The sequence below is a fragment of the Cognatundibacterium luofuense genome (assembly GCF_018139685.1).
Taxonomy (GTDB): domain Bacteria; phylum Pseudomonadota; class Gammaproteobacteria; order Burkholderiales; family Burkholderiaceae_D; genus Undibacterium; species Undibacterium luofuense.
The window spans coordinates 1-353 of record NZ_JAGSPN010000327.1; the positions used below are offsets into that span (position 1 = coordinate 1).

Consider the following 353-nt stretch of genomic DNA (forward strand, 5'->3'; position numbering starts at 1 on the left):
GGCTGTGAAAACGGCTATTACGTGCGTCCGTCGCTAGTCGAAATGCCATCCCAGACGGCGACCATGCACCACGAAACCTTCGCACCCATCATGTACATCGTGCGTTACAGCGATCTGCAGCAAGCGATACAGTGGAACAACGACGTACCGCAAGGCTTGTCTTCCGCCATCTTCACTACCGATATGCGCGAAGCAGAACTGTTTGTCAGCGCAGCCGGTTCGGACTGCGGCATTGCGAACGTCAACATCGGCCCGTCCGGTGCAGAAATCGGCGGCGCCTTTGGTGGTGAGAAAGAAACCGGCGGTGGTCGCGAATCCGGTTCTGACAGCTGGAAAGCGTATATGCGCCGCAC

Annotated in this window: 1 protein-coding gene; it reads left to right on the forward strand. The window is 57.5% G+C overall.

Annotated elements, in window-relative coordinates; all coding sequences use genetic code 11:
* A partial coding sequence (locus KDM89_RS20630; RefSeq protein WP_212689721.1) for an aldehyde dehydrogenase family protein occupies positions 1-353 on the forward strand: 353 nt, incomplete at both ends.